This is a genomic window from Glutamicibacter soli, assembly GCF_003309065.1.
GTDB classification, from domain to species: domain Bacteria; phylum Actinomycetota; class Actinomycetes; order Actinomycetales; family Micrococcaceae; genus Glutamicibacter; species Glutamicibacter soli.
This window is the reverse complement of record NZ_POAF01000002.1, coordinates 93,012-117,122: the sequence shown is the minus strand read 5'-3', so window position 1 is coordinate 117,122 and position 24,111 is coordinate 93,012. Positions and strand designations below refer to the sequence as shown.

Genomic DNA, 24,111 nt, shown 5'->3' with positions numbered 1-24,111 from the left:
ATGTCTTCCGTGCAGAATTTTTCGCACCGCGGTCCGCTGTCGCACGAGGTCACCGACTGGCTGCGCGAACGCATTGTTTCCGGCCAATGGCCCCGGGACGAACGCATCCCCTCGGAATTCGAGCTCATGGAGCAGCTGCACGTGTCCCGCGGCACACTGCGCGAAGCTATCAAAGCCTTGAGTCATGTAGGCATGTTGGAGGTCCTGCGCGGGGACGGCACCTATGTGCGGGCTACCAACGAATTCGACGGAGCCGCGCAACAGGTCTACCGGGAACACAAGGACACGGACGTGTTGCAGCTGCGTTTTGCCCTGGATACCCAGGCCGCGCGGCTGGCGGCGCTCAATGCGGACGCGCGGGCCAAGGCCATGCTGCGCGAACTGCTTGACGAGCGCCGGCGCGCCTGGCAATCCAAGGACACCCAGGGATGGATTGATGCGGACTGGCAGTTCCATCTCGTGGTCGCGGAAGCCTCCGGGAACCGGCTGCTGCATGAGGTCTACACGAGTTTCAACGACATCTTCCACGGCACCAAGATGCACCAGCGGCTGCTCGGCGGCTTCGACGGCTGCCTGGCTGCCGGGCATGAAGAACTGCTGGCCGCCATCGAGGGACGCGACGAGGAAAAGGCGGCCGCCACCGTCCAAGCGAATCTGGACTACTGCATGAGCTGGGCACAGCGAAGCTGACTTCGCGCGGCCATCCGGCTGCCGGAGCTTGGCGGTGCTTGATTGCGATGCGGGGTTCAGAACTCCTCAACGATTTGTTCCACCGAAGCCGGCCTTGGGACTCGTCGCCCCATCGGGGCGCGCCATGTGCTACCTGGTCCACTGCAGCTTTGACGGTTTCCCGGTAGGCTTATTACATGGGCCGGTGCAATGTGCGCTGCGCCCCGAAAGAAAACAACTCCCAGGACTGACCGACCGTTGGTCCCGACCGCCAGTTTCGCGGTCCTCGGTAGTGATCTTCGCGGAAACCCCCTGGGGTTCACGCGCGGGTCTCGATCGAAGACCAGATCTGGGTAGGGCCACACGGTTCGCTCACCGTCGCATGGGAGCGATCGAAAGGAGCACCCCCTTAATGGAGGGTCCAGAAATCCAGTTCGCCGAGGCCGTTATCGACAACGGCCGCTTCGGCTCCCGCACCATCCGCTTCGAGACCGGCCGCCTTGCCAAGCAGGCCGCCGGCTCCGCGATGGTCTACATCGACGAAGAGACCGCGCTGCTCTCGGCAACCACTGCCGGCAAGCACCCGCGCGAGGGCTTCGACTTCTTCCCGCTGACCGTGGACGTCGAGGAGCGCATGTACGCTGCCGGCCGCATCCCGGGCAGCTTCTTCCGCCGCGAAGGCCGTCCGTCGACCGAGGCCATCCTGGCTTGCCGCCTGATGGACCGCCCGCTGCGCCCTGCCTTCGTCAAGGGCCTGCGCAACGAGGTCCAGGTGGTTGTCACCGTTCTGGCCATCGATCCGGACGAGCTGTACGACGTGGTGGCCATCAACGCCTCCTCGATGTCCACCCAGCTCTCCGGCCTGCCATTCTCCGGCCCGATCGGCGGCGTGCGCGTGGCCCTGGTGGACGACGGCAACGGAGCCCAGTGGGTTGCCTTCCCGCGCCATTCCGAGCTGAAGAACTCGGTCTTCAACATGGTTGTCGCCGGCCGCATCGCCGGTGACGACGTCGCCATCATGATGGTGGAAGCCGAGGCTACCGACAACGCTTGGGAACTGATCAAGGAACGCGGCGCCGTGGCTCCGACCGAAGAGGTCGTCGCCGAGGGCCTTGAGGCTGCCAAGCCGTTCATCAAGGTATTGTGCGAGGCCCAGGCCGACCTGGCTTCCCGCGCCGCCAAGGAAACCGTCGAGTTCCCTGTCTTCCGCGACTACGAAGAAGATGCCTACGCAGCAGTCGAGGCCGCCGCTTCGACCCGCCTGGCGGAGATCTACACCATCGCCGACAAGCAGGACCGCGACAACACCGCCAGCGAGTACAAGGACGAGATCCTTGCCGAACTGGCAGGCGAAGGCAAGGCCTTCGAAGGCCGCGAGGGCGAAATCTCCAAGGCCTTCGGCGCTGTCACCAAGCACATCGTGCGCCAGCGAATCCTGACCGAGCAGGTCCGCATCGACGGCCGCGGCCTGGCTGACATCCGCCAGCTGTCCGCCGAGGTCGAGGTCCTGCCTCGCGTGCACGGTTCGGCCATCTTCGAGCGCGGCGAAACCCAGATCATGGGCGTCACCACCTTGAACATGCTGAAGATGGAGCAGCAGATCGACTCGCTGTCCCCAGTGAAGTCCAAGCGCTACATGCACAACTACAACTTCCCGCCATACTCGACCGGTGAGACCGGCCGCGTGGGTTCGCCTAAGCGCCGCGAAATCGGCCACGGCGCACTGGCAGAGCGCGCACTGGTTCCAGTGCTGCCAAGCCGCGAGGAATTCCCGTACGCCATCCGCCAGGTCTCCGAGGCGCTGGGCTCCAACGGCTCGACCTCCATGGGCTCTGTCTGCGCCTCGACCCTGTCGCTGTTGAACGCCGGCGTGCCGCTGAAGGCAGCCGTTGCAGGCATCGCCATGGGCCTGGTCTCGGACACCGTTGACGGCGAAACCCGCTACGCGGCCCTGACCGACATCCTGGGCGCCGAAGACGCCATGGGCGACATGGACTTCAAGGTCGCAGGTACCTCCGAGTTCGTGACCGCGATCCAGCTGGACACCAAGCTGGACGGCATCCCTGCCTCGGTGCTGGCCGCTGCGCTGACCCAGGCCCGCGAAGCACGCCTGCACATCCTGAACGTGCTGAACCAGGCCATCGACGCTCCGGACGAGCTGAACGTCAACGCTCCGCGCATCATCTCGGTGAAGATCCCGGTTGACAAGATCGGCGAGGTCATCGGCCCGAAGGGCAAGATGATCAACCAGATCCAGGAAGACACCGGCGCTGACATCTCGATCGAGGACGACGGCACCGTGCTGATCGGCGCAACCAACGGCGAATCCGCCGAGGCTGCCCGTTCGGCCATCAACGCCATCGCCAACCCCCAGGTTCCTGAGGTCGGCGAGCGTTACCTGGGCACCGTCGTGAAGCTGACCACCTTCGGTGCGTTCGTTTCGCTGACCCCGGGCAAGGACGGCCTGCTGCACATCTCCGAGCTGCGCAAGATCAACGACGGCAAGCGCGTGGAGGACGTCGAAGACGTCGTCGGCGTTGGCCAGAAGATCCAGGTCGAGATCACCAAGATCGACGACCGCGGAAAGCTGTCGCTGGCACCTGTTGTCGAAGGCGAAGACGAGGCCGCAGCCGTCGAGTAATCTCGCTGGCTAGTCTCCGAAAGGCCCCGTTCCACCCAAGGGTGGGACGGGGCCTTTCCCGTCCCCGGAGGGCAGCAAACGCGACGGTGCCCCGCCGGACAAAGCCGGCGGGGCACCGTTGCAGGGTAGCCGCACTGGAGCTAGTCTGCGACGAGCTCCTCGTCCGTACGGGCCACGCGAGGCTGGGCCTCGGTGATGCGCGGCGGGATCAGTGCGACGGCACCAGCCGCAATCACGCCGACGACGGCGAAGAAGATGAAGTTGAACTCGAAGCTGACCCCGGTGGCGGCGATCCAGCCGCCGATGATCGGCCCGGAGATCGCGCCGATGCGGGCGAAGGACAGCGCCCAACCGGTTGCGGTGCCGCGCTGCGCCGCAGGGTAGTAGTCGGCGATGTAGCCGGTCAGCACCAGCGACGTGGAGATCGACCCGATGCCGGCGAATGCCACGAGGCACAGGTTCACGAACATGGAATTCGGGAACATCAGCAGCAGGATGCCGCCGGCGCCGAGCAGGTAGAACACCACCAGGATGATCTTCTGGCCGTACTTGTCGGCGAGGTAGCCGAGGATCAGTCCGCCAACTGCGGAAGCCAGCGAGAAGACCAGCAGGAAGGTCAACGACGAGCCCAGGTCGTAGCCGGCCTTGCGCATGATCTGCGGGAGCCAGGTGTTCAGGCCGTAGACCAGTACCATGCCGCAGAACAGCGAGATCCAGAAGAACACGGTTGAACGCAGGTACTTGCCGGAGAACATCGCACCCATGACTTCGCGCCAAGGCACCTTCTTGCCCGGGGCCTTGGGAGCCTGCGGCTGGTAGTCGCGGACGTTGAGTTTTGCTGCCAAGGATTTCGCTTCGGCAATCCGCCCCTTGGACACCAGGTATTCGAGGGATTCGGGCAGCATCCAGGCGATGACCGGCAGGATAAGCACTGGTAGGGAACCGACGGCGATGACCCAGCGCCAGCCGAGCACCGGCAGCAGCGCCATGGCGACAAGGGCTGCGGCCACGATGCCCAGCGAATAGCCCGAGTACATGATGCCGTAGTTCAGCGAGCGCTTCTTCGGCGCCGAGTATTCAATGGTCAGGGCCGCGGCGACCGGGATGATGCCGCCCATGCCCAGGCCGCCCAGCAGGCGGAAGAGCCCGAAAAGCTCCGGGGTGGGGGCCAGTGCCGCGCCGGCTTGGGTGATGGTGAAGATGACCATCGAGGCGAGCAACATCTTCTTGCGTCCGATGATGTCGCTGAGCGTTCCGATGAACAGTGCGCCGATGAGCATGCCGACCAGCGCGTACGCGCCCAACCCGCCGAGCTCCAGGGGAGTCAGCGACCATTCCTTGTATTCCGCGAGCGCAGGAAGCACTGCTCCGAGCACACCCACGTCGTAGCCTTCGGCCAGGATGGCCAGCCAGCAGGCGAACAGCACCAGCCCCGTGGTGCGTTTGGGAATGTTCCATTCCTCGACATTGTTGACTGTCGCCATGTTGCTCCTCGTTGACATGCAGTGCGAAATTGTCTGATTCACATATTATGGCGTTAATGTGACGGGCGTTACAATAGTTCGAGAGATTAAGTTTTTCGGGACCAGGGAGTGCGAAATGGGCGATACGGGACAGGCACAGCGAATTGAAGATGTGGTCGCAGACTGCCTCGCGGGAGCGGTGGCCGGAACTGCGAGCGAGCGCATCATCGAGTGGGTGGACACCGATGCGGCCGGCCATCAGCACAACTCGGTCATCATGAGATTCGTCGAAGCCGCGGAATCGAAACTGTTCCGCGAACTTGAGCTTCCGGAATACTTTCCCATCGCGCCACGCGTGCGCCAGGAAGTCGACTACAAGGCCAAGCTCTTTTTCGGGCAGCATGTTACTACCGTGCTGCGCATCGATCGGCTGGGGGAGAAATCCCTGAGCTTTTCGTTCAAGGTTTTCGGCCATGAGCACGAAGGGCGGCCAATCGTTGAAGCCGCTTCGGGCAAGTTCGTCACCGCATGCGTCCCGCTGGGTGCGTTGTCTTCGGCTCCTTGGCCAGACAACGTCCGCCATGCAATTCTGGGCGGCTAGGGGACGCGCTAGCTTCCTTGTCCTCGCAGGGACGCAGAAGGGGAAACACCGAATTGGTGCTTGTAGCTCTGCGCGAAGCGCCCCAAGTGGGCGAACCCGCAGTCCTGGGCAATCTGCGAAACATTCGCCGACTGCGGGTCGGCCGCAATCAATAGATCACGCGCCCGTTCCAGCCGCGCCTTGCGCAGCTGGGCGGACGGCGTCGAATTCAGCTCCCGCGCCACGGCTACCTGCAAGGTCCTCGCCGCGACGCCCAGCGCCTCCGCCATATCCGAAACCGTGAGATCCTCCGCGGAATGGGCCCGGAGCAGGGTGAGGAATTCATTGACCAATCGCGAGGAATAACCATTGGCAGTCGGGGCATTCCATTGCTCCATGCTTTGCGCGAGATTCGAGCGATTGGCCATAAGCCAGCGAGCCAGGACCAGCTCGTGCTGCAGCCTTCGTGCGTAATCGCTGTGCCTGCCGTTTTTCTCATTGAGCATGTCATGCAGTTCAAAGATTGAACGCATGAATGCCTGTCCCTCGGCACTGGACAGATCCATGGACGGTGCCAGTCGCAGCGTGCCGTCGATCTGCGCCCCGTAGAGGCTCTGCGCCGCGGATTCGAGCGCCGCGCGCGGCGCGGTCAGAATCACCTGCGGGGTATTTTTCTCCCAATTCATGGAGAACTCGGCATCAATCGGCGGCACCGAGGCGATCTGCGGCGTGGAATCCACCTGCTGGCGACCGATTTGGAGGTCAGCGCGCCCCGAGAGCGGAATCTGCACCATGTAGAAAGTCTTCAGAGCCTCGGGGCTGATTTTCACGGACGCGCCGTAATCCAGCAGGTGCAGGCCGACGCCGGCGCCAGTTGAACGCAGATTCATCTTCAGTGTGCCCTGGGAAGCGCCCTTCTGCAGCTTGTGCGGGCAGAAGAGCGTGCCAATTTTCTCCCGCGCCTCGTGCAGGTCCGCGGTGGCAAGGGTCGGCAGCTGATCCAGAACGCGGGTTGAAGCTGGGCTCGCAAGAGGCTGGCTGAGCATGACGTGCGCTCCTTCGGGTGTCCATGCGTCCTTTGGATATCTGCTGCGTGCAGCGGATAGTACGCACCCCTGAAGCGGAGTAAGTTCTATCCAGAACACCAATTATGACATGCATCACAGCATGGGAAAGCCGAGGGGTGCAATGGAAGAACTGCAGGATCGCGTCGTTCTGGTGACCGGAGGGGCCACCAAGGTAGGCGTGGGAATCGTCCAGTGCTTGGCACGCTCCGGAGCGCACGTCATCGTCGTGGACATCGACGCCGAGGGCGGAGCGCAGCTGACCGAGCAGATTCCGCAGGTCGAATTCCACACCCTGGACATCACCGACGACGGCGCCATCGGCTCGCTGATTGACTCCGTGTCGCAGCGCTTCGGCAAGCTCGACGGACTAGTCAACCTGGCCTGCAGCTACCTGGACGAAGGCGCCGACTCGCCGCGCGCCGACTGGCTGACGGCATTGAACATCAACGTGGTCTCCGCCGTGGTGCTGGCCAACGCGGCACGGCCGCTGCTGGCGGCTTCCGGGCATGGAGCCATCGTCAACTTCACCTCGATCTCCAGCTCCGTGGCGCAGACCGGCCGCTGGCTGTACCCGGCCAGCAAGGCGGCGCTGGTGCAGATCACCCGCTCCATGGCGGCCGACCTCGCCGCCGACGGCATCCGGGTAAACTCGGTCAGCCCGGGCTGGACCTGGTCCAAGATCATGGACACGCTCAGCGGCGGCAACCTGGAAAAGACCGACTCCGTGGCCGCGCCGTTCCACATCCTGGGTCGGGTTGGACGCCCCGAGGAAGTCGGCGAGGTCGTCGCCTTCCTGCTCTCGGACAAGGCATCCTTCGTCACCGGCGCCGACTGGGCCGCCGACGGGGGCTACTCCGCGCTGGGTCCGGAACGCAACGAACCTGCCATCCCGCTGCTGGCCGCCGAGTAGCACCACACCACCACGACGCTTCATCCACCAAAAACCACGAAGGATCTCCTGATCATGGATTCACGACACATCACCATCGTCGGCGCCGGACAGTCCGGCCTGCAGCTGGGTATCGGCCTGCTGGATGCCGGCTACCAGGTCACCCTGATTTCCAACCGCACCCCGGAGCAGATCCGCGACGGTTCCATCGCCTCCAGCCAGTGCATGTTCGACCAGGCGCTGGGACATGAACGCGCCCTGGGCCTGGACCTCTGGCCGGATGCACCGGTTGTGGAAGGCATTTCCTTCACCATTGCCCCCACCGAAGCACCGGGTGTGAAGGCCATCAGCTGGGACCACCGGCTTGACGCCACGGCGCAGTCCATCGACCAGCGAGTCAAGTTCCCTGCCTTCATGGCCGAATTCGAGAAGCGCGGCGGCACCTTGGTCTTCGAGGACGCCGGCATCGCCGAACTGGAACGCTACGCGGAAAACAGCGACATGGTCCTGGTTGCCGCCGGCAAGGGCGAAATCGCCCAGCTGTTCACCCGCGACGACCAGCGCAGCCACTACGCTGCCCCGCAGCGCGCGCTGGCCTTGACCTACGTGAACGGCATGACCCCGCGCGAGGAATTCTCCGCCGTGAACTTCAACGTCATCCCGGGCGTCGGCGAATACTTCGTCTTCCCGGCGCTGACCACCACCGGCCCCTGCGAGATCATGGTCTTCGAAGGCCTGCCCGGCTCGGACATGGACTCCTGGAAGGGGCTGACCCCGGCAGAGCACCTGGAGAACTCGCTGCGCATCCTGCGCACCTACCTGCCATGGGAATACGAGCGCAGCGCCAACGTCGAACTCACCGATCCCAACGGCGTGCTGCAGGGTCGCTTCCCGCCAACCGTCCGCCACCCGCTGGCCACCCTGCCCTCGGGCAAGACAGTGGTGGGCATGGCCGATGTGGTGGTGCTCAACGACCCGATCACCGGCCAGGGCTCGAACAACGCCTCCAAGTGCGCCGCCAGCTACCTGGCCTCGATCATCGGCCACGGGGACGCCGCATACGACGACTCGTTCAAGACCTCGATGTTCGAAGAGTACTGGAAGTACGCGCAGCACGTGGCCCGCTGGACCAACACCATGCTGGCCCCGCCGGCCGAGCACGCACTGGGCCTGTTCGCCGCCGCGCAGCAGAACCCCGCCATCGCCCAGCGCTTCGCCAACGGCTTCGACTACCCGCCGGACTTCGGCTCGTGGTTCCTGGACGCCCAGGGCGCCGCAGACTACCAGGCCTCGTTCAACACCGTGGCCTAGATCCGCCAAGGAGCAACATCATGCGAAAAATTGCAATCGTCGGCGCCGGCGAATCCGGCGCCCAGCTGGCCCTGGAACTGCAGCGGCTGGAACACGAAGTCACCTTGTTCTCCGACCGCTCCGCGGCCGAAATCCGCAGCGGAACGATCACCTCCAGCCAGTGCGTCTTCTCCTCCGCGCTGCGGGTCCAGCTGCCGCTGGAAATCCCCGGCGCGGACAGCGAGAGCATCGGCATCACCGGGATGACCTTCAACATCAAGCCCGATGACGGCGAAGCCATCTCTTGGCACGGATCGCTGGAAAACCCTGCAATGTCCGTGGACCAGCGCGTGAAGTGCGCGCACTGGATCGAGCAGTTCATCACCCGCGGAGGCGACTTCCGCATCGAGAAGCTCAATGTGAAGCGCCTGGAGGAATTGGCGGCGATCTACGACCTGGTGGTCGTCTGCACCGGCAAGGGCGAACTCGGGCAGATCTTCTCCACCGACAAGTCGCGCAGCCCCTACGACCGTCCGCAGCGCGCCGTCGCGGTGACCTACGTGAAGCCGGCCCAGAACAGCGGGCCGGAGAACACGAACGAAATCCGCATGAACATGCTCCCTGGCGTCGGCGAATTCTTCACCTTCCCGGGTTTGAGCACCGAAGGCGCCTGCCAGATGATGGTCTTCGAGGGCATCCCGGGCGGGCCGATGGATTGCTGGGACACCGTCTCGGATGCCGACGGGCACTGGGGGACCTCCATGTCCATCCTGCGCGAGCACTTCCCGGCTGAATACGAGCTGTTCAAGGACAGCAAGCTCAACGATCCCGGCGCCTGCCTGCGCGGGCGCATCACCCCGGTGGTGCGCCATGCGGTGGGCAGCCTGCCCGGCGGGCGCTCCGTGCTGGGCCTGGGCGACGCCATCCTGCTCAACGACCCGGTGACCGGCCAGGGATCCAACAACGCGACCCTCGCGGCCGACCACTACGCCCGGGCGATCCACATCCACGGCGACGCGCCCTTCGACGAGGCATGGATGACGCGGACCTTCGACGAATACTGGCGCGGCTGGGGCCAGTTCTCCACGGTGTGGACCAACTCGATGCTGCGCAGCAAGGACGGATGGCAGCTGGAGGTGCTGGCCAAGGCCAGCGAGCACCAGGCGCTCGCCGACTCCTTCGCCAACGGCTTCGACGACCCCCGGACGCTGTTCCCCTGGTGGTTCGACCGCCAGGAAGCCTCGGGCTTCGTCGAGCGGATCGTCGCCGAGGAAGGCGCGGCCTTCGACCTGCGCGATTTCCGCACCACCCTGGGCCAGTTCGCCACCGGAGTGACAGTGGTGACCACCCGCACCCCGCAGGGCGCGAAGGTCGGCATGACCGCCAACTCCTTCACCTCGGTGTCGATGGATCCGCCGCTGGTGCTGTGGTGCCCGAGCAAATTCGCCCCGTCGCTGCCGGACTTCGAGGCGGCAACGCACTTCGCCATCAATGTGCTTGAATCCTCGCAGCACGTGCTCTCGCGCCAGTTCGCCACCCCCGCCGATGACAAGTTCGCCGGAGTGAGCATTTCCGAGGGCGTCGCCGGGCTGCCGCTGCTCGACGGTTCGGTGGCCACGTTCGAATGCCGGACAGTGGCTCGCCACGAAGCAGGGGATCACGTAATTTACGTGGGTGAGGTGGAGAAGTACTCCCGGGCCGACGGGGACCCGCTGGTCTTCCACGCCGGGGCCTACCACAGCACTGAGCTTCATCCGGATTTCAAGTAGACCAAAGCGCCTGCGCCTTTTCGGCGCAGGCGCTTGGGCAACCAGAATTGCAACAGTAGGGGAGAAGATGCACAGCGACTACGTCATCATCGGTTCGGGAATCAATTCCCTGGTGGCCGCCGCGGAACTGGCAGGCGCTGGGGCCTCGGTCACGCTGCTGGAGCAGCACGAGAAGATCGGCGGGTTCATCGATTCCGGGGAATTGACGCTGCCCGGATTCATCCACGATACGTATTCCTCCTGGCATCCGCTGTTCGTCTCGGGACCGGGTTATGCGGCCCTGGGCGAAGACCTCCACCGCCATGGCCTGCGCTACCGCAACACCGAGGACGCCGGCACACAGTGGGTGACCGCCAGTATCGGAACCGACGCCGAAGGCAGGCGGCTCACGTCGATGGCCACCCGCGACCCGAAGGCTACCGCGGACCTGTTCGAAAATGACGGCGACCGGCTGGCCTACCTGCAGATGATGGAGGAGTTCGGCGCCCAAGCGCCTGTGGTTTTCGGAGCCTTGGGCAGCGAGATGACCTGGCCGGCCCTGGCCAAGCTCGGATTCAAGGCGCTGCGCATGGGGGTGGGCAACGCGCAGAACTTGGTGAGGCAGGCGCTGATGAGCGGGCGCAACTACACCCGGAGCCGTTTCGCGGGAACTGAAGCAGACCAGCTGTGGGCCCCGTGGCTGCTGCACGCCGGGTTGGGCCCGGAACAGGCCAGCGGCGGCATCATGCTCCCCGTGATGGCCGCCAGCATGCACCAGTTCGGGCTTCCGGTGGTTGAAGGCGGCGCCGGGAACTTCCTGAAGGCCTTCGAAGCGCTGCTGATCGAACGCGGGGTGAAGATCCATACCGGAACGAAGGCGGAGAAGATCGGATCCCTGAACGGCGGGGTTCGGACAGTGTCCACCGATCGCGGGGACTTCACCGCACAGCATGCGGTGCTGGCTTCCGCCTCGGTGCCCGGACTCTACGAGGATCTGCTGGGGGAGCAGGACAGTGCGAAGACCTTCCCCCTCGGCACGGGCAGCTACCTTCCCGGGCGGGCCGCGATGCAGATCCACCTCGCGCTAGATGCACCGGTGCCGTGGAGCGACGAGCGGCTGGCAACAACACCGCTGGTCCATTTGGGCACCGGCTCGAACTCCACGGCGATCGCCTGCGCCCAGGCCGAGGCGGGCCTGCTTCCGGCCGAGCCGACCATTGTGGTGGGCCAGCAGTGCGTGTTGGATTCGAGCCGTGCCCCGGAAGGCAAGGCAACGCTGTGGATCCAGTTGCAGGAAGTGCCCTTTGCCCCGAAGGGGGACGCCGCCGGGGAACTGGATACGTCCCAAGGCTGGAGCGATGAACTGGTGGACCGGTACGTCGACCGGGTGCTGGCGCGCATTGAGGCATACGCCCCGGGCTTCAAGGACCTGGTCCTGGCCCGCAAGGTCATCAGTCCCGCGGCGCTGGCACAGGCCAACCCGAATGCCGTGGCCGGCGACCCCTACGGCGGATCTGCGGAGCTGTTCCAGAATCTGCTGTGGCGCCCGATGCCCGCGGCGGGCCGCGGCCGGCAGCCGGTGAAGGGCGTCTGGCATATCGGCGCGGCAAGCCATCCCGGTCCGGGACTGGGCGGCGGCTCCGGCCACCTGGCGGCGCAGCAGTTGATACGCGCAGCCAAGCGCCGCAGGAAATAGTCGGTCATTGACTGCCGAACTCTTCCCAGCGCAAACTACGACTGATAGATTGTGCTCATGCAAACTTCGTGACGATCGTCACGAATATTCCATATATGATTCTTTCCCTTTTCATGGAGGCGTAATGACTCAACTAACCCACGTGCTGACGTCGCTGGCTGCCGGATCGGTGACGGTCCAGGACCTCACCGCTCCGCTGTCCAAGGACACCCCAACGCTGGTTCTGCCGGATCCCTTCTCGAACCTGATCGACTTCAGCCTCGAAGAGGTGTCGGCCTACAATGAGCCCGGCCCGTTCTGGAAGCACCACAACATCCACACCGGTGAGCACATCGGAACCCACATCGATGCCCCGGTGCACTGGATCTCGGGTCGGGAGGGCAAGGACGTATCCCAGATTGATCCGCAGCGTCTCGTTGGACCCGCGGTGGTGCTCGACTTCAGTGCGGAAGCAGCAGCCGACCCCGACTACCTGATTAGCGTCGAGGATCTGAAGTCTTGGCAGGAGGCGCACGGAGAATTTCCGGCCAATGCTTGGCTGCTCTTCCGCACCGGCTGGGACCAGTACGGCGAGGACCGTGCCGCCTTCCTGAACTTGGACGACAATGGATCGCATACACCGGGGTTCACCGCCGAATGCGCCCGGTACATCGCCGAGGAGCTCGACATCTCCGGGGTCGGCGTGGAAACCGTGGGTATCGATGCGGGCAACGCGGCCCTGCTCGACCCGCCGTTCCCAATGCACAATTTCTTGCTGGGCAATGACAAGTACGGCATCACGTCGCTGAAAAACCTGTCCAAGCTGCCCATGTTCGGCGCGATGATCGTTGTCGCGCCGCTGCCCATCGTGGGCGGCACCGGTGCGCCGACGCGAGTGCTGGCGCTGATGTAGCGGCCCAGCCCGCGCTCCAAGCAAGGATGAGCGCGGGCCGCCTCGACCATCCTGGACCAGCCCCGGCCGCTGCGGCCCGAACCCGGATCTGCCAGCTATCGGCACCCCGGCACGATAATAAGGAAACATCCATGAATGTTGCAGAACTAGTAGGAAAAACCCTCGCGGAGCTCGGCGTGGGTCATGCCTTCGGAGTTGTCGGCAGCGGAAACTTCACCATTACCAATGCCCTGATCGAACACGGCGTGCCCTACACAGCCGCCCGCCACGAGGGCGGAGCGGCGACGATGGCCGACGCCTACTCGCGCACCAGCGGCGAAGTCGGGGTGGTATCGGTGCACCAGGGCTGCGGGCTGACCAATGCCGCCACCGGCATCGGGGAAGCGGCCAAGTCTCGAACGCCGATGATCGTGCTGGCAGCCGAGGCCGCTCCCAGCGCAGTGTACTCCAACTTCGCCATGGACCAGGACTCGTTTGCGGCCTCCGTCTACGCGGTCTCCGAGCGGATCCACAGCGCGCAGAGCGCGGTGGCCGATACGGTGCGCGCCTACCGCACCGCAGTCAACGACCGCCGGACAGTGGTTCTGAATCTTCCGCTGAACGTCCAGGCCCTGCCGGCCCCGGAAACAACAGAGCAAATCGAGATCGTGCCGCGCGAACCGATCCGCCCTTCGCGCGATGCCGCGCGGGCCCTGGCGGTCCTGTTGGAAAATGCCCAGCGTCCGGTATTCGTTGCCGGCCGCGGAGGCCGCAACGCGAAGCAGGAGATCCTTGCACTGGCCAGCCATACCGGCGCACTGGTGGCTACCAGCGCCGTGGCCAAGGGACTGTTCAACGAGGATGAATTCAACCTGGGCATTTCCGGCGGCTTCTCCTCCCCGCTGGCCGCCGAGCTCATCTCCGGCGCGGACCTGATTGTCGGATTCGGTTGCGCACTGAACATGTGGACCATGCGCCACGGGCACCTGATCGGACGCGGTGCCAAGGTGGTCCAGGTGGATTTGGACGAACCGGCCTTGGGCGCGAACCGACCGGTCGACCTGGGCATCGTGGGGGACAGCGCCGAATGCGCCAAGGACGTGCTGGAGCTGCTGCTGGCCCAGAAGACCGCGCCGCACCGGGGCTACCGCACCGAGGACGTGAAGGAACGCATCGGTTCCCAGGCCCGGTGGCAGCAGGTCGGCTACGCGGACCTGTCCACCGGATCGTCCATCGACCCGCGGACGTTGACCAAGGCACTGGACGAGATCCTGCCGGCTGAACGCGTGGTGAGCGTGGATTCGGGCAACTTCATGGGATACCCGAGCCAGTTCCTGGATGTGCCGGACGAGCACGGCTTCTGCTTCACCCAGGCCTTCCAGTCCATCGGCCTTGGCCTGTACACGGCCATCGGCGCGGCGCTGGCGCAGCCAGAGCGGCTGCCGGTGCTGGGCACCGGAGACGGCGGCTTCCACATGGCCATCTCCGAACTTGATACCGCGGTGCGCCTAAAACTGCCGCTGGTATGCATTGTCTACAACGACGCGGCCTATGGTGCAGAGGTGCACCACTTCGGAGAGGCCGAAGAGGCTCCGGACATGGGCTCGGTGGTATTCCCAGAAACCGATTTCGCCGCTATCGGGCGCGGGTTCGGGGCCCAGGGGATTACGGTGCGTTCGGTGTCGGATTTGCAGGCGGTGCAGACATGGCTGGATTCAGACCCTCAGGGGCCGTTGGTCATCGACGCGAAGATCGCCTCGGACGGCGGCGCCTGGTGGCTGGCCGAAGCCTTCAAGGGGCACTAAGCCCATAGAAGTGAAACGAAGACCTGCGGAGGCACGCCTCCGCAGGTCTTCTGAGCTGGTCAAGTTTCTGAGACACGATCTTTAATCTCTTCTAAATATCCTCAAGCCGCAAGGGCCAGAGAATTCCTTTCCCAATACGAGTCCAGCGCCGCCTGAGGACTGAGCCCGGCATTAGTTGTATGCGGGCGCTTCCGGTTGTACCAGACCTCGATGTACTCCATCACCGCGGTACGCGCTGCCATCCTGCTGGTGAAGGCCTGGTGATGATACATTTCGTTCTTGATCGTCGAGAAGGTCGACTCAGCGACGGCGTTATCCCAACCCCCGGTGCGGCCCATCGACTGGTGCACGCCCTGCACGGCGCACCATGCCTGGAACGCGTACGAGGTGTACTGCGTTCCTCGATCCGAGTTAAGCCGATATCGGCTTAACTCAGATAACGGGGATGCCCTGATTCCAATCCGCCGGGGCATCACCAGCGAACTGGTCGCCTACGCCAACAGCCTGGGCGTCGCCACGATCACCGGCAAACCGTATAGGCCCACGACCCAGGGGAAGAATGAGAGGTTCCATTCGACTTTGTTCAAGTGGCTGAAGAAGCGGCCGTTCGCCAAGGACCTTGCCGAGCTGCAAGCTCAGGTCGATGTCTTTGACCAGGCCTACAATACCCAGCGTGGCCACCAGTCCCTGGAGGATCGCTGCACGCCACAGGAAGCATAGGATGCCACGCCGATTCCGCAGCCGCTGGCGCCAGGTGAATGGGTGAAGCTGAGCACCACGCCCAGCTCCACCATCGCCGAAGCAGCCCTTGCCACCCTTGCCGAGGCCCGGGCCAAGCCCCGGCTGCGGTTCCGGAGGTGGCGCCGGAACCGGTGAAGCTCAGCGCCACGCTGCGGGCTGATCAGATGGAACCTGCAGGCAGCCAGCTGATGAAAGTGAATAAGAACCGGTGCATGAAGGTGGCCGGGGTTCAGCTCTATCTGGGCAAGTTGCTGCGCTCCACCCACGTGAAGGTCATCTGGGATGCCGAGGAGCTGATGGTGGTTTCGATGGATGGCGAGCTGGTCACGAAATATGATTTCCCGTTTCCTGACGGGGTCACGTATTTGAGTTTGCGGCATGCGAAGGCGAAGTTCCAGAACATGCCTGAGGAGGGATAAGTCACCGATGTGATGAAACAGGATTGTTACCGCTGTGTCGAGACATCACACATTCTTTTAAAAAGTCGTTCTCCCGTTTCACCTCCAACAGTTCCTTGCGCAGCAACTTGTACTGGGCCCATTCCACCGGTCCGCGTTCCTCTGTTTCCGCTTCAGGATGCTCGGCGCGGTAGGCACGGACCCAATTGCCCAGGATTCCCTCGTAAATGCCCAGGGAAGCTGCGACCTCGACCAGGCTCTTCTGGGACGAGATCGCCAGTTCGACTGCTTCGGCACGGAAGCCCGGGGGTGAATTTCTGACGTTTGGACATGCGCTCATTCTCCTACGAACGCGTATCTCACAACATCATGACAGCTCATTCCTTTGCTGTTGGTAGTCGGTTCCGATAGCGTGATCCGCACCGAGGGCAGCAAACACATGTCGTAAGTCATTTGAAACTTTGCCACCTGCAGGGGCGCTTGCCGTGAATGAACACGATTCTCCGTAGCGAACTGGAGAACACTTCTCCAAGACTCAGCAGGCTCTGAGCCAACCGCAATGAGTACTGGAACAACCATTGCGGATGTTCTATTTGAACGCCCGAGTTCGTGGATGAAGTGGGCTGTGAACGAAACATCCCGACAGATTATCTCCATTGCCGTTGCCAGACCCGGGAAAGAAATAGGGCCATTCTCCCAGGGTGCTTGCATAGAAGACGAGTAGCAGTTGCGGGCTGACTTGCTCAACGGCCATCCCAGAGCACACATATATTGATCGATGCATGCACACGTGCCACCTAATGCCTGAGCGATCGTTGAAACGCAGCTCGTTGGCTTTCTGGCCAGGCTTTGGTGTCAATGGCTCGGTGGAGTCACTGCGACAATAAACCCGACACCTTCCTCCGTGTCGTTCACGAAGCGATGGGGAATTCGGGAATTGAAGTGGCAGCTGTCGCCCTCAGATAGCTCTAGGCGTTCGCGGTCAGTCTCAATCACGAGCCGGCCACGGGTCACCACGATGCATTCCTCCGCTTCGTGGCTCCATACAGTCTCGCGCGAGACGCCGCCCGGTAGCAGTTCCCCTGCAAGTACTTCGAGCTGCTTTCCGACCGTCGACTTACGACGGTACTTCAAATCCCCGGAGCTTGTTGTAAGCGTCATCTCGTCACCTGCGCGCAAGACGTGCATCTGCTCGCGGTCAACCTCTGGAACGAATAGTTCGAACAGCGGAACATCCAAGACCTGAGCAATCTGGCGCAAAGTCTCGAGGCTCGGGTCAACAAGACCCCGTTCAACCTGGCTGAGCATGGAAGCTGAGATTCCTGCCGACTCAGCGAGTTCATTTGCTTTTAGCCCTTTAGCCTGGCGGAGTCGTCGCACGCGCAACGGAAAGCTCATATTTCGTCCTCAACGATTGCAGGTTATGAAAAATGTAGTGCAATTTAAAAAAATTTACGTATACTAAAGTAACGGGCGTCACAGAAGCGAGATATTGACTCGATTGGACAAGGCCCTTTCAACCCTAGTTATCCAACAATCCTACTTCCTAGGAGTGTCTCTACGATGTTCGTGAAACCAACTGCCGAGCCACCCCACCGCGTCATGGTCCTAATGGCCTGCCGCGATTCATGGTACGAGGCGAGCGACGATGAACGTAACAACGTCGCACTACCAACCTTGCAGCATCTCCTCGAAGACTGGGAGGCGCTTGGGTTCGAATTATTGCATTCATTTGACGACGATTTCTTCCTTGTCGGTCAGCCGGGGTCTTTGCAGTTTCCAATCACGATTCTTGGCATGGTGCCGTCGCTGGACACTGTCGTTCAGATGATGAACCGTGCACGCACCACCGTAAATGGTGAGCGTGCAGATCGTTATTACCGGTTCGAAAGTCGTCTAGGACGCAAGCTATTCCTACTTCCTAGATGAGCCAGGATCCTCGCTAGGCATTCATATTCCGCTTCATCCGATCAAGAAAGGCGCCATCAACTTGAATACCAACAAACCACTTCAATTCCGAGTTGGCACTTTCGGTGCGTTTATCGCTCCAATCATCTTTATCGCAGGCGCAGTCGTATACTTCGTTGTATTCAAAGCGTTTGACACGACGGCACTTACAACCGCTGGCATCGTCGGCATTATAGTTGCCGGAGTTTTCGCCAAGGAGTACACCCGATTCTGGGACAGCGTGATCGCGGGCCTAGCGAACACTATTGCGATGACTGTAGTGATGATCTTGTTTGTCGTCGGTCCTTTGTCGTCTTTGCTTGAATCCACAGGAGTTTCAGAAGGCTTTGTCTGGCTTGCTGCCGAATTGAACGTGACAGGCGGCCTATTCATCGCCATCGTCTTTCTTGCGTGCTGCGCCATGTCGATGGCGACTGGAACCTCCCTGGGAACCTTGTTCACTGCGTTCCCGATTTTCTATCCTGCTGGTGCTAGCGTCGGTGCGGATGCACTGTTGCTCGCGGGTGCGATCTTTTCCGGTGCTATGTTCGGCGACAGCCTTGCTCCGATATCTGATACCACAATTGTTTCGGCATCCACGCAACGCTATCGTCGACGTAAAGGTAGTGCTGAAGTAGCCGGGGTGGTTGGCACGCGTGCTAAATACGCGCTGACTGCCGCTGGGATCAGCGCGATCTTGTTCCTGGTACTGGGTAATATTGCCGCACCACCAGCCGCGGGTGGCTCGGTCGACGCCAGCGGATACTCACCGCTCGGACTTGTCATGTTGCTTCCGGTCGTCGCACTCATCGTGGTCGCGTTTTGGAAGCGAAATCTTTACCTTGCCATCACAGTCGGCGTCGTCAGCGGTACCGTCGTCGCTCTCATCGCAGGACTGATCACGCCGAAGGACATCATGTTCGTTGCGGACGGCGCTCCGACAGGCTTCCTTTTTGACGGTGTCAATGGAATGCTGCCTCTGATCGGCCTGTCGATAGCGGTCTTCGGGATGATCGGGATCGTACGTGAAGCGGGCATATTCGAAATTATCATCAATGCGCTATCGCGCCGACCTTGGACGCAGAGTCCTCGTGGTGCGGAAACCGCCATTGCAGTCGGCCAAACGATCACAACCACCATGTTTGCCGGGGTTGTGGGCCCTTCGATCGTTCCGTTCTCCGCTATCGCCGATGAAATCGGCGCTCGTGCGAAGCTTCATCCGTATCGGCGGGCGAATGTAATGGAGGCGTTTGCCGCGGGTATTGCCTGCATCGTCCCCTCTTTCAGCGCGTTCCTTTTCATCATCAACCAGCTGACAACGGGTGTCGAGGGTATGCCAGTGATATCTCCCATCACCGTGGCGTTTGTATCCTTCTATCCCATCTTGTTTAGTGCAGTAATGATCTTCTCGATTATTACCGGTTGGGGCCGACGTTTCGAATCGGCCGACGGGGCCCCGGTAAAGCGATTCGAAGACATAGTTCCTGAGGCCCCGAACGAACTTGCAGATTCCACCGAAACAGAGCTAGCTCCCGCACCGCGCGGTTAGAAGACCCACCATCGACCACAGAATTGAGGAAATCATGACACTAAACGTCACTTCACGAGTTTCACTTACGCCCGAGCAGTTCCGTCGGAATTTTGCGCAGCTCGATAAAGCCCCGCATTTCGCGAGTTGTAGCCAAGGAGCACTTTCCGACCACTTGACGCAAACGATGCAGCGCATGACTGGATCACTCGTCGATTCCCAGGCACCTTGGGACGTGTGGGTAGGCGTTGTGGAGCAATACAGGGCTAAGAGCGCAGCGTTCCTCGGTTGTTCGAGCGATCAGATTGCAGTGATTTCATGTGCGAGCGAAGGTGCTTTCCAGACAGTCTCCTCGTTTGACTGGTCCGGTGAAAGGAATCGCCTTGTCACCTCCGATCTTGAGTTTCCATCGGTCGGCAACGTCTGGCGTGCTCAGCGTGAAGGCATTGAAGTTGTCAATGTGCCGGGTATCGAGGGAGCACTCCTAGCTGAAAACTGGATCCCGCACATCGATGAGCGCACAAAGCTGGTCTCGGTTCCGCTCGTGAGCTACATAAATGGCACGAGGCCGGAGATTGACCGCATCATCGAACATGCTCACTCGGTCGGTGCATTGGTTTTCGTCGATGCATACCAAGGTGCGGGCGTAGTTCCGTTCTCGGTTGACGAGCTCGAATGCGACTTCCTGGTCACGGGCAATCTGAAGTACTTGTTGGGATTGCCGGGTATCGCATCGCTGTATGTACGCGAACCCGAGAAGGCCGAACAAGACGCGATTCTGACCGGTTGGTTCGGGCGTGTTAATCCGTTTGCGTTCGATCCGGAGCTCGTTGACTACCCGAACAATGCGCGTCGTTACGAGACCGGTACCTACGCAATCCCCTCAGCGTATGCCGGAGTGGCAGGCTACGAAGTTCTCGAACAAATTGATATTGCCAGCTGCTGGCCGCATGTCGAAGCACTGCGGGAATCGCTAGCGGGGGAACTGCTTGCGCTCGGCTACGAGCTCGATTATCCCGAGAACCCAGCCCACCGCGGACCAGAAGTAGCAATCGTATGCGAGGACCCAGACGCACTTGCAGCTAAGCTCGCCGAGTTCCGTATCGGAACCTCACCCCGTGGTTCACGCTTGAGATTGTCTCTGCATGCGTATTCAGCTCAGAGCGACGTTGATGCACTTGTCAGGGCCCTGAAAACACTTTAGGTCCAACGCCATATACACAACGCGTCTCAGATACTCTTGCTTATTCATGACACATCGTGGAAAAGCACGGCCTGAAGCAGCGACAACAACCAGTCAAGGCAACTTGCCTCGGTGATGTAGCCGCGGAAATTGCAAAAATTGCCAAGGGGAGCGCAGTGTTGGGAACACACACGCTTGTAGCTCCTGCTAGTCTCGGCTTCCCAGTGCATGCACGGCCGTGACCTGTGGTTGTATTGCTTTAGATGCCAGGAACCCCGATTCACCGGGGTTCCTGGCAACTTTCGTTATTCGGGTGCGGGGTGCTTCTCGCTTTTAGACTTCCAGCGTCAAGCGGTACCCGTATGAAGGCGTCTTTGCTGTCCCCGCCTCCGGCGGGGTAGTTCATTGCAGTCTGGATTTCCAAGGACTGGGGGACCCGACAACATGGCCAAAATGGCCTTAGGATCAAGGTGGGCCGGCGGTGGGTAGTTGTATCGGCGGGGAGGCCACCGTATTCGGCCGCCGGAGGGGTGGATCTTTCAATTCCCGGTGTTCAGCCGGCGGTAGACAGCGCCGAGAACGGCGCCAGCGGCAGGATGTCCGTGGCCTGGGTGGCAAGCTGCTGGTCCAGGGCTACCAGCGCGTCTGCCTGCAGCACACCGATGGCCAGGTATTCGGCCCTGCCCAGTGATGCCCATCCGTGCTTGCGGGCGAGCTTCCAGGCGGTGCCCCGCGAACCCCTGTCGCCCAGGGTGCGGATCTTCACCGCCGTCATTGCATCGTGCAGCTCCAGGGCGGCGGCTTCTGGCATTGTTCCTGCCGCAACCTCGGTTAGCAGCAGTTCCATGGCCTCGACGCGGACGGCGTGCGGGGCTACGAGTTGGTGGTCGGAGTGGATCGAAACGCCTTCCTGCGCAATCGCCAGGAGCACAGGCGGGTCAATAAGGAAACGGGTCATGCGCCCCATGCTACGCCCGCACGAATCGTCTGTCAGCGGACTTCGGGTTGAGCGCCACCCGGAATTGCAACGAAGCGATCGGGCAACCTGGCCCGGAGTGCTCCGCTTCTCCCGCCCCGGCGGAGGTGCTGCGGGCATGCCCCAGGCACGACGAAGACAGGGAGCGCTGCGGGCGGTTTCCCGCTGATCGCAACACTCCCTGTCGAGCCTGGCCGTGCCAGGCGAGTCTAGGCGTTCGAGGCGATGGCCTCTGGCTCCTGGTCCCTGGCCGGGGTCCAGCGCAGGTGGACCTGCTCGTCGACCTCGGCCTCCTGCAGCAGCGACAGGCGCGGGCGGACCGCGTCGGTGCGTGCGCTTGGCGGCTTGCGGCGTCCGGCCTTGAACGGCAGCGGCCAGGTGGCCCCGGCGCCCACGTACTCCTGTTCGGCGGCGGCCTGCAGGGTCCACTGCGGGTTGTACAGGTGGGTACGGCCCAGCGCTACCAGGTCGGCACGTCCCGCCAGCAGGATCGAGTTCACATCGTCGTAGGAGCTGATGGCGCCCACGGCAATGACCGTCACCCCGGCGGCCGCGGCGACCTGGTTGCGGATCTTGTCCGCAAACGGGGTCTGGTAGCTGCGGCCGAAGGCAGGGCGCTCATTGCGCACGATCTGGCCCGAGGACACGTCGATCGAGTCGATGCCGTGGGCGATGAACGCCTTGGCGATCTCCAGCGCGTCGTCCTCGGTGTTGCCGCCCTCCGCCCAGTCGGTGGCGGAGATGCGGGCGCCCAGCGGCTTGTGCGCCGGCCAGGCGGCACGCACCGCGTCTAGGACCTCCAGCGGGTAGCGCAGGCGGTTCTCCAGCGAGCCGCCGTATTCGTCGGTGCGCTGGTTGGACAGCGGGGAGAGGAACGACGAGAGCAGGTAGCCGTGCGCGGCGTGCACCTCAAGCAGGTCGAAACCGGCCTCGTCGGCGCGCTTGGCGGCGGCCACGAACTGCTCGCGGACCTCATCCATCTGGGCACGGGTGATTTCCACCGGAACGTGGCAGCCTTCGCCGTACGGCAGCGCCGAAGGGGCCAGGACTTCCCAGTTGCCCTCTTCCAGCGGCTCGTCGAGGCCTTCCCACATGAGCTTGGTGGAACCCTTGCGGCCGGAGTGGCCGATCTGGGCGCCGATCTTCGCCTGCGAGTTGCCGTGCACGTACTGCGTGATGCGCTTCCACGCGGCGCCCTGCTCATCGGTGTACAAGCCGGTGCAGCCCGGGGTGATGCGGCCGATGTCGGAGACGCAGACCATTTCGGTCATGACCAGTCCGGCGCCGCCCATGGCCTTGGAGCCCAGATGGACCAGGTGGAAGTCGCCGGGCACGCCGTCGACCGCCGAGTACATGTCCATGGGGGAGACCACCACGCGGTTGACGAGCTCCAGCTCGCCGATCTTGTGCGGCTGGAACATCGCCGGGGCCACCACATCGGATCCGTTCAGGCGTGCGAAGTCCTCATCCACCTTGGTGGCGAACTCGGTGTCGCGCAGCTTGAGGTTGTCGTAGGTGATGCGGCGCGAACGGGTGAGCAGGTTGAAGCAGAACTGGACCGGATCCTGGTCCTTGTACTGGCCGATGTTCTCGAACCATTCCAGCGATGCCTGGGCGGCACGCTGGGTGGATTCGACCACCGGGCGGCGCTCGGTCTCGTAGGCTTCAAGCGCCGCCTCAACCGAGTTGTGCTCGTGCAGGCAGGCGGCCAGGGCCAGGGAGTCTTCCATGGCCAGTTTGGTGCCGGAGCCGATGGAGAAGTGCGCAGTGTGCGCGGCATCGCCCAGCAACACGATGTTCTCGTGGCGCCAGTGCTGGTTGCGCACCGTGGTGAAGTTGATCCACTTGGAGTTGTTGGTCAGCACGTCGAAGCCGGCCAGTTCGTCCGCGAAGATCTCCTTGACCTTGGCCACGGATTTCATGTCGCTCACGCCTGGAGGGAAGACCTCGTTTTCGCTCTCGTCGAAGCCGGCGGCCCGCCACACGTCCTCGTGCATTTCGACGATGAAGGTGGAGCCCTCGTCGGAGTACGGGTAGCCGTGGATCTGCATGGTGCCCGCGTCGGTTTCCTTGACGAAGAACTTGAAGGCCTCGAACACCTGGTCGGTGCCCAGCCACATGTACTTGGAAGCGCGCGGATCCAGCGAGGGCTTGAAGGACTCGGGGAACTTGGCGCGGACGGAGGAGTTCAAGCCGTCGGCCGCCAGCACCAGGTCGTACTGCGCCATCAGCTCTTCCACCGGCGGGGCGACGGTGGAGAAGCGCACGTCAACGCCCAGCTCGATGCTGCGGCGCTGCAGCAGCTCCAGCAGCTCCTTGCGGCTCATGGCCGCGAAACCCTGGCCGCCGACAGTGTGCATGGCGCCGCGGAAGTGGATGTCGATGTCGCTCCAGCGGGCGAAACGGCGGGACATGTACTCGGCGATCACCGGGTCGGCGTTGCCGATGCCGCCCAGGGTCTCGTCGGAGAACACCACGCCGAAGCCGAAGGTGTCGCTGGCGGCGTTGCGCTCCCAGACCGTCACCTCGTGCGCCGCGTCCAGCTGCTTCATCAGGGCGCCGAAGTACAGTCCGCCCGGGCCTCCGCCAATCACTGCGATTTTCATGGTCTTAGTCCTT

The 24,111-nt window shown here is 62.5% G+C and carries 17 protein-coding genes and 3 pseudogenes; 13 read left to right on the top strand and 7 right to left on the bottom strand.

Annotated features, from left to right (window positions below; genetic code table 11):
* A complete protein-coding gene (locus C1H84_RS04125) occupies positions 1-690 on the top strand; it encodes a FadR/GntR family transcriptional regulator (RefSeq protein ID WP_113606636.1) in 690 nt (229 codons plus the stop codon).
* Between the two features lie 391 nt (positions 691-1,081).
* Positions 1,082-3,310: a polyribonucleotide nucleotidyltransferase gene (locus C1H84_RS04120; protein WP_113606635.1), complete on the top strand. Its 2,229-nt coding sequence runs from the start codon at positions 1,082-1,084 to the stop codon at positions 3,308-3,310.
* A 140-nt stretch (positions 3,311-3,450) separates the two neighbouring features.
* On the opposite strand, the gene C1H84_RS04115 is transcribed toward C1H84_RS04120, so the two are convergent.
* The gene (locus tag C1H84_RS04115; RefSeq protein WP_113606634.1) at positions 3,451-4,794 is read right to left on the bottom strand and encodes an MFS transporter; all 1,344 of its coding nucleotides are present in this window, start codon (positions 4,792-4,794) and stop codon (positions 3,451-3,453) included.
* A gap of 115 nt (positions 4,795-4,909) precedes the next feature.
* Between C1H84_RS04115 and C1H84_RS04110 the strand changes: the two genes are divergently transcribed.
* On the top strand, positions 4,910-5,374 hold the full coding sequence (locus tag C1H84_RS04110) for an acyl-CoA thioesterase (protein ID WP_113606633.1): 465 nt from the start codon (positions 4,910-4,912) through the stop codon (positions 5,372-5,374).
* Between the two features lie 8 nt (positions 5,375-5,382).
* On the opposite strand, the gene C1H84_RS04105 is transcribed toward C1H84_RS04110, so the two are convergent.
* On the bottom strand, positions 5,383-6,399 hold the full coding sequence (locus C1H84_RS04105) for an AraC family transcriptional regulator (protein WP_113606632.1): 1,017 nt from the start codon (positions 6,397-6,399) through the stop codon (positions 5,383-5,385).
* A gap of 142 nt (positions 6,400-6,541) precedes the next feature.
* Between C1H84_RS04105 and C1H84_RS04100 the strand changes: the two genes are divergently transcribed.
* The 6 genes from C1H84_RS04100 to C1H84_RS04075 all read left to right on the top strand — a co-directional run bounded on the left by C1H84_RS04100 (position 6,542) and on the right by C1H84_RS04075 (position 14,719).
* Positions 6,542-7,330: an SDR family oxidoreductase gene (locus tag C1H84_RS04100; RefSeq protein ID WP_113606631.1), complete on the top strand. Its 789-nt coding sequence runs from the start codon at positions 6,542-6,544 to the stop codon at positions 7,328-7,330.
* A gap of 54 nt (positions 7,331-7,384) precedes the next feature.
* Positions 7,385-8,620 (top strand): styrene monooxygenase/indole monooxygenase family protein, encoded by a 1,236-nt coding sequence (locus C1H84_RS04095; protein WP_113606630.1) that lies wholly within the window; start codon positions 7,385-7,387, stop codon positions 8,618-8,620.
* A 20-nt stretch (positions 8,621-8,640) separates the two neighbouring features.
* The gene (locus tag C1H84_RS04090; RefSeq protein ID WP_113606629.1) at positions 8,641-10,368 is read left to right on the top strand and encodes a flavin reductase; all 1,728 of its coding nucleotides are present in this window, start codon (positions 8,641-8,643) and stop codon (positions 10,366-10,368) included.
* Positions 10,369-10,435: 67 nt separating this feature from the next.
* Positions 10,436-12,043, top strand: coding sequence for a phytoene desaturase family protein (locus C1H84_RS04085; RefSeq protein ID WP_113606628.1), 1,608 nt, complete (start codon positions 10,436-10,438; stop codon positions 12,041-12,043).
* A 124-nt stretch (positions 12,044-12,167) separates the two neighbouring features.
* On the top strand, positions 12,168-12,935 hold the full coding sequence (locus C1H84_RS04080; protein ID WP_113606627.1) for a cyclase family protein: 768 nt from the start codon (positions 12,168-12,170) through the stop codon (positions 12,933-12,935).
* Between the two features lie 131 nt (positions 12,936-13,066).
* On the top strand, positions 13,067-14,719 hold the full coding sequence (locus C1H84_RS04075) for a thiamine pyrophosphate-binding protein (protein WP_113606626.1): 1,653 nt from the start codon (positions 13,067-13,069) through the stop codon (positions 14,717-14,719).
* 101 nt (positions 14,720-14,820) lie between these two features.
* Here C1H84_RS04075 and C1H84_RS04070 read toward each other — a convergent pair.
* Positions 14,821-15,132 (bottom strand): annotated as a pseudogene (locus C1H84_RS04070) (IS3 family transposase); the annotation flags it as partial.
* Between the two features lie 10 nt (positions 15,133-15,142).
* Here C1H84_RS04070 and C1H84_RS18480 point away from each other — a divergent pair.
* Positions 15,143-15,879, top strand: a pseudogene (locus C1H84_RS18480) (integrase core domain-containing protein); the annotation flags it as partial.
* Positions 15,880-15,928: 49 nt separating this feature from the next.
* On the opposite strand, the pseudogene C1H84_RS04055 reads toward C1H84_RS18480, so the two are convergent.
* Together C1H84_RS04055 and C1H84_RS04050 are read right to left on the bottom strand one after the other, a co-directional pair.
* Positions 15,929-16,190: pseudogene (locus C1H84_RS04055) on the bottom strand (transposase); the annotation flags it as partial.
* Positions 16,191-16,713: 523 nt separating this feature from the next.
* Positions 16,714-17,256 carry a helix-turn-helix domain-containing protein gene (locus C1H84_RS04050; protein WP_113606623.1) on the bottom strand — a complete coding sequence of 181 codons (543 nt, stop codon included), beginning with the start codon at positions 17,254-17,256 and terminating at the stop codon, positions 16,714-16,716.
* 165 nt (positions 17,257-17,421) lie between these two features.
* Here C1H84_RS04050 and C1H84_RS04045 point away from each other — a divergent pair, with 165 nt between their 5' ends.
* The 3 genes from C1H84_RS04045 (at position 17,422) to C1H84_RS04035 (ending at position 20,537) form a co-directional block, all read left to right on the top strand.
* The gene (locus C1H84_RS04045; RefSeq protein WP_113606622.1) at positions 17,422-17,787 is read left to right on the top strand and encodes a hypothetical protein; all 366 of its coding nucleotides are present in this window, start codon (positions 17,422-17,424) and stop codon (positions 17,785-17,787) included.
* 61 nt (positions 17,788-17,848) lie between these two features.
* Complete coding sequence (locus C1H84_RS04040) at positions 17,849-19,354, top strand: Na+/H+ antiporter NhaC family protein (protein WP_113606621.1); 1,506 nt, start codon at positions 17,849-17,851, stop codon at positions 19,352-19,354.
* Between the two features lie 34 nt (positions 19,355-19,388).
* Positions 19,389-20,537, top strand: coding sequence for an aminotransferase class V-fold PLP-dependent enzyme (locus C1H84_RS04035; protein ID WP_113606620.1), 1,149 nt, complete (start codon positions 19,389-19,391; stop codon positions 20,535-20,537).
* Between the two features lie 532 nt (positions 20,538-21,069).
* Here C1H84_RS04035 and C1H84_RS04030 read toward each other — a convergent pair.
* Together C1H84_RS04030 and C1H84_RS04025 are read right to left on the bottom strand one after the other, a co-directional pair.
* Positions 21,070-21,474: a hypothetical protein gene (locus tag C1H84_RS04030; protein ID WP_113606619.1), complete on the bottom strand. Its 405-nt coding sequence runs from the start codon at positions 21,472-21,474 to the stop codon at positions 21,070-21,072.
* A gap of 227 nt (positions 21,475-21,701) precedes the next feature.
* Entirely contained in the window at positions 21,702-24,098 is a 2,397-nt protein-coding gene (locus C1H84_RS04025) for a bifunctional salicylyl-CoA 5-hydroxylase/oxidoreductase (protein ID WP_113606618.1), read from the bottom strand.
* Positions 24,099-24,111: the final 13 nt, after the last annotated feature.

Excerpts from the sequence above, each read along its gene's own strand:
- C1H84_RS04035 (WP_113606620.1), top strand. The coding sequence starts at position 19,389 with ATGACACTAAACGTCACTTCACGAGTTTCACTTACGCCCGAGCAGTTC.
- C1H84_RS04025 (WP_113606618.1), bottom strand. The coding sequence starts at position 24,098 with ATGAAAATCGCAGTGATTGGCGGAGGCCCGGGCGGACTGTACTTCGGC.
- C1H84_RS04050 (WP_113606623.1), bottom strand. The coding sequence starts at position 17,256 with ATGAGCTTTCCGTTGCGCGTGCGACGACTCCGCCAGGCTAAAGGGCTA.
- C1H84_RS04095 (WP_113606630.1), top strand. The coding sequence starts at position 7,385 with ATGGATTCACGACACATCACCATCGTCGGCGCCGGACAGTCCGGCCTG.
- C1H84_RS04100 (WP_113606631.1), top strand. The coding sequence starts at position 6,542 with ATGGAAGAACTGCAGGATCGCGTCGTTCTGGTGACCGGAGGGGCCACC.
- C1H84_RS04110 (WP_113606633.1), top strand. The coding sequence starts at position 4,910 with ATGGGCGATACGGGACAGGCACAGCGAATTGAAGATGTGGTCGCAGAC.
- C1H84_RS04085 (WP_113606628.1), top strand. The coding sequence starts at position 10,436 with ATGCACAGCGACTACGTCATCATCGGTTCGGGAATCAATTCCCTGGTG.
- C1H84_RS04075 (WP_113606626.1), top strand. The coding sequence starts at position 13,067 with ATGAATGTTGCAGAACTAGTAGGAAAAACCCTCGCGGAGCTCGGCGTG.
- C1H84_RS04030 (WP_113606619.1), bottom strand. The coding sequence starts at position 21,474 with ATGACCCGTTTCCTTATTGACCCGCCTGTGCTCCTGGCGATTGCGCAG.
- C1H84_RS04105 (WP_113606632.1), bottom strand. The coding sequence starts at position 6,399 with ATGCTCAGCCAGCCTCTTGCGAGCCCAGCTTCAACCCGCGTTCTGGAT.
- C1H84_RS04125 (WP_113606636.1), top strand. The coding sequence starts at position 1 with ATGTCTTCCGTGCAGAATTTTTCGCACCGCGGTCCGCTGTCGCACGAG.
- C1H84_RS04080 (WP_113606627.1), top strand. The coding sequence starts at position 12,168 with ATGACTCAACTAACCCACGTGCTGACGTCGCTGGCTGCCGGATCGGTG.
- C1H84_RS04115 (WP_113606634.1), bottom strand. The coding sequence starts at position 4,794 with ATGGCGACAGTCAACAATGTCGAGGAATGGAACATTCCCAAACGCACC.
- C1H84_RS04090 (WP_113606629.1), top strand. The coding sequence starts at position 8,641 with ATGCGAAAAATTGCAATCGTCGGCGCCGGCGAATCCGGCGCCCAGCTG.
- C1H84_RS04045 (WP_113606622.1), top strand. The coding sequence starts at position 17,422 with ATGTTCGTGAAACCAACTGCCGAGCCACCCCACCGCGTCATGGTCCTA.
- C1H84_RS04120 (WP_113606635.1), top strand. The coding sequence starts at position 1,082 with ATGGAGGGTCCAGAAATCCAGTTCGCCGAGGCCGTTATCGACAACGGC.